We start from the raw sequence: 5,791 nt of genomic DNA on the forward strand, positions 1-5,791 counted from the left end.
ATCGTGGTGATCGAGCACAACCTGGACGTGATCAAGACCGCCGACTGGCTGATCGACATGGGCCCCGAAGGCGGCGCCGGCGGCGGCATGGTGGTGGGCGTGGGCACGCCCGAAGACATTGCCGCCAACCCGGACAGCCACACCGGGCGCTACCTGAAGCGGCTGCTCTGATCGCGCCCGTGCCATCCGCACCGCACGGCGCCTAACCGCGCCGCTGGCGCTGGCGCCGCGCGATAATTTTTAGCGTTTTAGGGCTCTAGCCCATAAGCGACGGGCGCAAGCAGCTATGCTTTCAATAGTATTTGTTCGACTTTATTGGGTGACGCCAGGCTGGGTTTTTTCCCGATAATGAAGGCCCCACTTTTAAAAAGCCACCCCATGTCCTCCATCACCCTGCGTTTTCTGGCCGAACCCCACACCGTCAACTTTGGCGGCAAGGTGCATGGCGGAACCGTCATGAAATGGATCGACGAAGCCGGCTACGCCTGCGCCACGCGCTGGGCCAAGCGCTACTGCGTCACGGTGTCGGTGGGCAGCATCCGCTTTCATCGCCCCATCATGATTGGCGACCTGGTTGAGGTGCAGGCCCGCCTGGCCTACACCGGCAGGACCAGCATGAACATTGCCGTGGAAGTGCGCAGCGGCGACCTGAAAACCGGCCAGATGGAAACCATCACCGAATGCCTGGTGGTGTTTGTGGCGCTTGACGCCGACGGCAAGGCCCTTCCTGTAGAGGCCTGGCTGCCCGAAACGCCCGGCGATTTTGCGCTGGCGCAGCGCGTGAAAGCCCACCTTGACGCGGCCCGTGCCGCGCCACTGGGCGCCTAGCGCGTTCGTCACGCATTCACCCCCGAGGCTCGGGGCTCGGCCCTAGCGCAGCCAGCGGCCCAACAGCGACGACGGCACCCAGGCGCGCAGCGCACGCCAGCTGCGCCACAGCGCCACGCCCCGCCCCAGCCAGCGCCAGGCGCCGCGCGGCTTGAGCAGCACCAGCGCCGACACCGCCAGCAGCACCTGCAGCGGGTGGTTTTTCAGGTACTGCACGGCGCTGCGCACCAGCGCAACCATGCGCTGGCCGGCATCCGACGCATTTTGCAGCGGCACCAGCTGCTGCGCCAGGGCGGCGCGCTGACTGGCAATGCGTTCCCGCAGCCGGCCGCGCTGCTGGTGCAGCTCAAGCAGACTATTTTTCATGGCCCGCGGCCGCCTTGAGTTGGCGCAGGTCTTCCTGCAACTCGGCCAGACTGGCCTCAAACGGGGAGGTGGATTCCGCGTTGCTGCGGCGCAGTGCCGCATAAAAATACGCGGCCAAGCCGAAAAACAGCGCGGTGAACATCCCGACCACCCAGACACGGCTGTCCCACCACAGGATCACAGCCAGCGCCACGGCCAGCACCACGCCCAGGCCCAGGCAAAACGCCAGCGCCAGGCCCAGCGCAAGCTGCTGCAGGGCATGGTGCTTTTCGGTCTGGATTTCATTGGCCAGCAGCGCCAGCCGCACCTGAACCGTGCCCAGCACGGTGGCGACGATGTTTCTCAGCGCGGCCAGCGGGCCGGAGCCGCCCGATTCATGGGCCATAAAAGCGGGTATTTCCCTGAAAACCGGCCCGCGATTCAGCGACGGCCAATGACCAGGCCCAGCAGCAGGCCCACGCCAGCGGCAACGCCGATGGAAGTCCAGGGCGACTCGTGTACGTAGGCGTCTGTGGCCCTGGCGGCGGCCTTGGTCTTGGCGACGAGTACGGCTTCGGCTTCGCCCAGACGCACTTTGGCATCGTGAAGGCGGGTCTGAACGCGGGCACGCAAGGTGGCGACCTGGTCGCCGACCTGGCCTGCCGTGGCCGACAGCATTTCTTCGGCGTCCGAGATCACGGACTTGATGTCAGAAACCAATTTTTCCTGCGACTCGACACTGGCGCGGCTGTTGGACATGATGGGCCTTTCAAAAATTAATAGACAAGCCAAAGGTTAGCAGATTAGCACCCGGCACTGCGTCTTTTCACGCCTGTAGGGAATAATCAGCGGGGTCTGATGGCCAGGCTTCACCGCCGCCCTGAACTGTTACCCGGATCCACACCGCCATGCCCCCTGCTTTCCTCTTCTTTTCAACCCCACGCCCGGGCGTGCCCTGCGATGGAGCCCTGGCGTGAGCGACACCCGCCTGAGCGGCCGGGATCTGGCCGCCGCCCTGACGGTGGTCCTGCTGTGGGGCGTCAATTTCGTCGTGATGAAATTTGCCCTGCGCGACTTCACGCCGTTCCAGCTCGGCGCGGCGCGCTATCTGTTTGCCGTGCTGCCGCTGGCGCTGTTCATCCGGCCGCCCCGCATCCCGTGGAAATGGGTAGTGCTTTACGGCTTCTTTCAGGGCGTGGGACAGTTCGGCCTTTTGTTTTTTGCGCTGCAGGTCGGCATGACGGCCGCGCTGGCGTCGGTGCTGCTGCAGACCCAGGTGTTTTTCACGGCGCTGTTCGGCTTTGTGCTGCTGCAGGAGCGCGCCAGCCGGCCGCTACAGATCGGCATGGTGCTGGCGGCGCTGGGCCTGGCGTGCTTTGCGATGAACTACCTGAACCCTGGCGCGGCCTTGGCCAGCGCCACCACCCTGCTGGGTTTGCTGCTGACGCTGTGCGCGGCGGCGATGTGGGCGCTGTCCAACATCGTGGCGCGGCGCGTGCAGCAGGTGGCCGCCAACTACTCGCCCCCGGCTTTTGTGGTGTGGAGCAGCATGGTCGCGGTGCTGCCTTTTGTCGCGCTGTCGGCGCTGTTCGACCCCGACGTTGCGCGCTGGCAGTGGACGCAGGCGCGCGCATCGAGCTGGCTGGCGGTGGCCTACCTGGGCTGGGTCGCCACCCTCGTCGGCTACAGCCTGTGGACCGGCCTGCTCAAACGCCACCCGGCCAACCGCGTCGCGCCCTTCAGCCTGGGCGTGCCGATTGTGGGCCTGAGTGCCGGCATGCTGGTGCTGGGCGAAGTCATCACGCCCTGGCAATGGGCCGGCATTGCGCTGGTGGTGGCGGCGCTGGGCTGCGTGATGCTGGGCGGCCTGCTCAAGCGCCGCTTTGCAGCCGACGCTTGAAGCAAAAAGCGGCTCCAGCCCAACAAATACGAGGGCAAGCAGCTATTTAAATAATAGCAATTGCGGCGCGTGCCGCCTGCAGCACATCGCGCGTCTTGATGGCCTCGCGCCGCGCCGCTTCGGCAAAGTCTTGGCCCGATGAGGCGTACAAACTGGCGCGCGATGAGTTCACGATGATGGGCGCGTCCGGCCGCCAGCCGGCGCGCACGGTGGCCACGGCGTCGCCGCCCTGCGCGCCTACGCCCGGAATCAGCAGCGGCAGCGTGGGCGCCACCGCACGCACGCGCTCGATCTCGGCCGGATAAGTCGCGCCCACCACCAGCCCGAGCTGGCCATTGAGATTCCACGGGCCTTGCGCCAGGCGGGCAATGTGCTCGTACAGCAGCGGCTGGCCGTCCACCGACGCCAGGCGCTGGTTTTGCAGGTCGTCGCCGCCCGGGTTGGAGGTGCGGCACAGCAAAAAGGCGCCCTTGCCGTGGTACTTCAGATAGGGCGTGATCGAGTCAGACCCCATGAAGGGCGACAGCGTGACCGCGTCGGCGCCATAGCGCTCAAAGGCTTCGCGGGCGTACTGCTCGGCGGTGCTGCCAATGTCGCCGCGCTTGGCGTCCAGAATGACGGGCACCTGCGGCGCGGTGCGGCGCATATGGTCCATCAACCGCTCTAGCTGGTCCTCGGCGCGGTGCGCGGCAAAGTAGGCGATTTGCGGCTTGAAGGCCAGCGCCAGATCTGCGGTGGCATCAATGATGGCGGCGCAAAAATCATAGATCTTGCTGGCGTCGCCCTGAAGCTTGCCGGGAAATCTGGCGGGTTCCGGGTCCAGGCCCACGCACAGCAGGGATTGGTTCTGGCGCTCTGCGGCGCCCAGCTGGTCAAGAAAGGTCATGGTGTGATTGTAAGAAGCGCGGAACGTCAGGCGGCGCGCACAGACAGGCGCATGGCCAGGCACAGATCGTCCCAGGCCTTGGCTTTGTCGGCCGGGCTGCGCAGCAGGTAGGTGGCGTCATAGGTGACAACGGTATTGGCGCCGTGCAACTGGTGCACCTGGCCCCGGAGCTTGCCGAAAGGCTCGTCGGTGGGCAGCAAGGCCTGCGCCGCCAGCCGCCCCATGACCAGCAGCACATCGGGCTGGACACGGGCGACCAGGTCAGACAACGCCGCCGAAAAATCCGCCACCGTGCCGTTGGCCGCGTGCCGCACCAGCGGCGCCAGCAGCACCGTACCGGCGCGGTTCATGCGGGCGGCGCGCAGCATGTTGTCAAGCAGCTTGCCCGCATCGCCCTGAAAGGTCGGGGCATTGAGCGCACTGGCCGGGGTTTCGGCCAGCACCAGCCAGCGTGCGCCCTCTGTCCGGGCCGCCTCCGGGTAGAGCAGCTGCGCGTCGCCCAAGCTCCAGGCGGCTGGCCCACCGGCAGCGCGCAGCGCAGGCTGCGGCGCCCGGGCTGGCGTGGGGACGGCGGGCGGGGTTGGTGCGGGCGACTTCAGCGCTACGGTGAGCGCCTGTTTTTTTTCATGGAAACGGCCTCTTTCGCCCGCTTCATTTGCGCCATCAGCGACAGAATCAATAGCCACCACCCACTCGGGAGGCGGCTCGGAAACAGGCTCAGGGAGGGGCTCGGCAGGCTGCCAGACGCGCACGCCCATCTCGCGCAGCATGGCGCGCTGGCGGGGGTCAAGGTGAAGGCTCATGGCGGGATGCTCATCGGTTCAGTCACAGCGCCAGGCTCATGACAAGGGCGTCTTCGCGTGCGTCGGCACCGGCCGGGTAGTAGTTGCGGCGCATGCCGACCTGGCTGAAGCCAAAGCGTTCGTAAACGGCTTTGGCGCGCGCGTTGCCCACGCGCACTTCCAGCCACAGCCAGTGCGCGCCCTGCCCGCGCGCCCAGATCACCAGCGCTTCAAGCATCACCGGCGCCCAGCCCTGCCGCTGGTACGCGGGCGCCACCGTGATGTTGAGCAAATGCACTTCGTCGACGCCTTTCATGGCGACAAAATAGCCCAGCAGCTCGGCCTGCGGCGGCGTGCCTGCCGTCAGCAGCTGCGCCTGGTAGCCGGATGCGAGCGAGTCGGTGAAATTGCTTTGCGTCCAGGGGTACTCGTAGGCGCTGCTTTCCACCCGCACCACCGCCTCCAGCCAGGCGGGCGTCAGGGCTTCGAACTGGGCTTCTAGCGGTTGGAGAGCAGCATTCATGGCAGGCTGGCGACTTAAGCGGCGTTGGAAAGATCGGCGGCCAGCGCTTTGATCCGGGCGCGCTCGTCGGTGGTAAGCGCTACTTTATCCCGAATATAGAGCGGCAGGGCCAGCGCCGCTTCCACGCAATGCCCGGCGGCGGCCAGCGCCGGTGCCAGGCGCAGCATGGCGGTGGCGGTGGGCAGCGCTTCGGTCTGATCGAACGCCGCCAGGCCCGCGGGCAGGCGGTCGGCATAGACACCAAAGACGTTGCCCGCCAGCAACGCGGTGGCGGGCACGGGCGCCAGGTCTTCGGGCCGGATCAGCGCGCATTCCTGGCGCGCGCGCCAGCGGCCGCCGCTGAATTCATAGGTCTGCACATACATTTCGCTCATGCGCGCATCCAGCAGCGCAGTGACCGTGAACGGGGCATCAGCGTCCGCCCGCCGAAAGCGCGCTTCCTCGGCCACGGCCATCAGCGTGTCGATGGGCAACACCGCGATACCCGCGCCGTGGTTGGCGCCCAAAGCCAGGCCTTGCGCCACGGC

9 protein-coding genes are annotated in these 5,791 nt (G+C 66.6%); 2 read left to right on the forward strand and 7 right to left on the reverse strand.

Annotated features, from left to right (window positions below):
* Window positions 1-378 precede the first annotated feature (378 nt).
* Entirely contained in the window at window positions 379-828 is a 450-nt protein-coding gene (locus Q8K05_RS11705) for an acyl-CoA thioesterase (RefSeq protein ID WP_305246776.1), read from the forward strand.
* A 42-nt stretch (window positions 829-870) separates the two neighbouring features.
* On the opposite strand, the gene Q8K05_RS11710 is transcribed toward Q8K05_RS11705, so the two are convergent.
* From Q8K05_RS11710 to Q8K05_RS11720, 3 genes are read right to left on the reverse strand one after another with little or no spacing between them, the layout of a single operon-like run.
* Window positions 871-1,194, reverse strand: coding sequence for a YqjK family protein (locus tag Q8K05_RS11710; protein WP_305246777.1), 324 nt, complete (start codon window positions 1,192-1,194; stop codon window positions 871-873).
* Window positions 1,184-1,579, reverse strand: coding sequence for a phage holin family protein (locus tag Q8K05_RS11715; protein ID WP_305246778.1), 396 nt, complete (start codon window positions 1,577-1,579; stop codon window positions 1,184-1,186). Before Q8K05_RS11715 ends, Q8K05_RS11710 begins: the two co-directional genes overlap by 11 nt.
* 35 nt (window positions 1,580-1,614) lie before the next feature.
* On the reverse strand, window positions 1,615-1,932 hold the full coding sequence (locus tag Q8K05_RS11720) for a YqjD family protein (RefSeq protein ID WP_305246779.1): 318 nt from the start codon (window positions 1,930-1,932) through the stop codon (window positions 1,615-1,617).
* Window positions 1,933-2,146: 214 nt separating this feature from the next.
* Between Q8K05_RS11720 and Q8K05_RS11725 the strand changes: the two genes are divergently transcribed.
* Entirely contained in the window at window positions 2,147-3,073 is a 927-nt protein-coding gene (locus tag Q8K05_RS11725) for an EamA family transporter (RefSeq protein WP_305246780.1), read from the forward strand.
* A 46-nt stretch (window positions 3,074-3,119) separates the two neighbouring features.
* On the opposite strand, the gene pyrF is transcribed toward Q8K05_RS11725, so the two are convergent.
* The 4 genes from pyrF to tsaB all read right to left on the reverse strand — a co-directional run.
* On the reverse strand, window positions 3,120-3,959 hold the full coding sequence (gene pyrF, locus Q8K05_RS11730; RefSeq protein ID WP_305246781.1) for an orotidine-5'-phosphate decarboxylase: 840 nt from the start codon (window positions 3,957-3,959) through the stop codon (window positions 3,120-3,122).
* 26 nt (window positions 3,960-3,985) lie between these two features.
* Window positions 3,986-4,762, reverse strand: a complete 777-nt coding sequence (locus Q8K05_RS11735) for a uracil-DNA glycosylase family protein (RefSeq protein ID WP_305246782.1) — start codon at window positions 4,760-4,762, stop codon at window positions 3,986-3,988.
* 22 nt (window positions 4,763-4,784) lie between these two features.
* Window positions 4,785-5,264: a ribosomal protein S18-alanine N-acetyltransferase gene (gene rimI / locus Q8K05_RS11740; RefSeq protein WP_305246783.1), complete on the reverse strand. Its 480-nt coding sequence runs from the start codon at window positions 5,262-5,264 to the stop codon at window positions 4,785-4,787.
* Between the two features lie 14 nt (window positions 5,265-5,278).
* Window positions 5,279-5,791, reverse strand: a 513-nt coding sequence (gene tsaB / locus Q8K05_RS11745) for a tRNA (adenosine(37)-N6)-threonylcarbamoyltransferase complex dimerization subunit type 1 TsaB (RefSeq protein WP_305246784.1), incomplete at its 5' end; no start/stop codon positions are given.

The organism is Polaromonas sp., from assembly GCF_030682935.1.
GTDB lineage: Bacteria > Pseudomonadota > Gammaproteobacteria > Burkholderiales > Burkholderiaceae_C > Polaromonas.

Excerpts from the sequence above, each read along its gene's own strand:
- Q8K05_RS11705 (WP_305246776.1), top strand. The coding sequence starts at position 379 with ATGTCCTCCATCACCCTGCGTTTTCTGGCCGAACCCCACACCGTCAAC.
- Q8K05_RS11710 (WP_305246777.1), bottom strand. The coding sequence starts at position 1,194 with ATGAAAAATAGTCTGCTTGAGCTGCACCAGCAGCGCGGCCGGCTGCGG.
- Q8K05_RS11715 (WP_305246778.1), bottom strand. The coding sequence starts at position 1,579 with ATGGCCCATGAATCGGGCGGCTCCGGCCCGCTGGCCGCGCTGAGAAAC.
- Q8K05_RS11720 (WP_305246779.1), bottom strand. The coding sequence starts at position 1,932 with ATGTCCAACAGCCGCGCCAGTGTCGAGTCGCAGGAAAAATTGGTTTCT.
- pyrF (WP_305246781.1), bottom strand. The coding sequence starts at position 3,959 with ATGACCTTTCTTGACCAGCTGGGCGCCGCAGAGCGCCAGAACCAATCC.
- Q8K05_RS11735 (WP_305246782.1), bottom strand. The coding sequence starts at position 4,762 with ATGAGCCTTCACCTTGACCCCCGCCAGCGCGCCATGCTGCGCGAGATG.
- rimI (WP_305246783.1), bottom strand. The coding sequence starts at position 5,264 with ATGAATGCTGCTCTCCAACCGCTAGAAGCCCAGTTCGAAGCCCTGACG.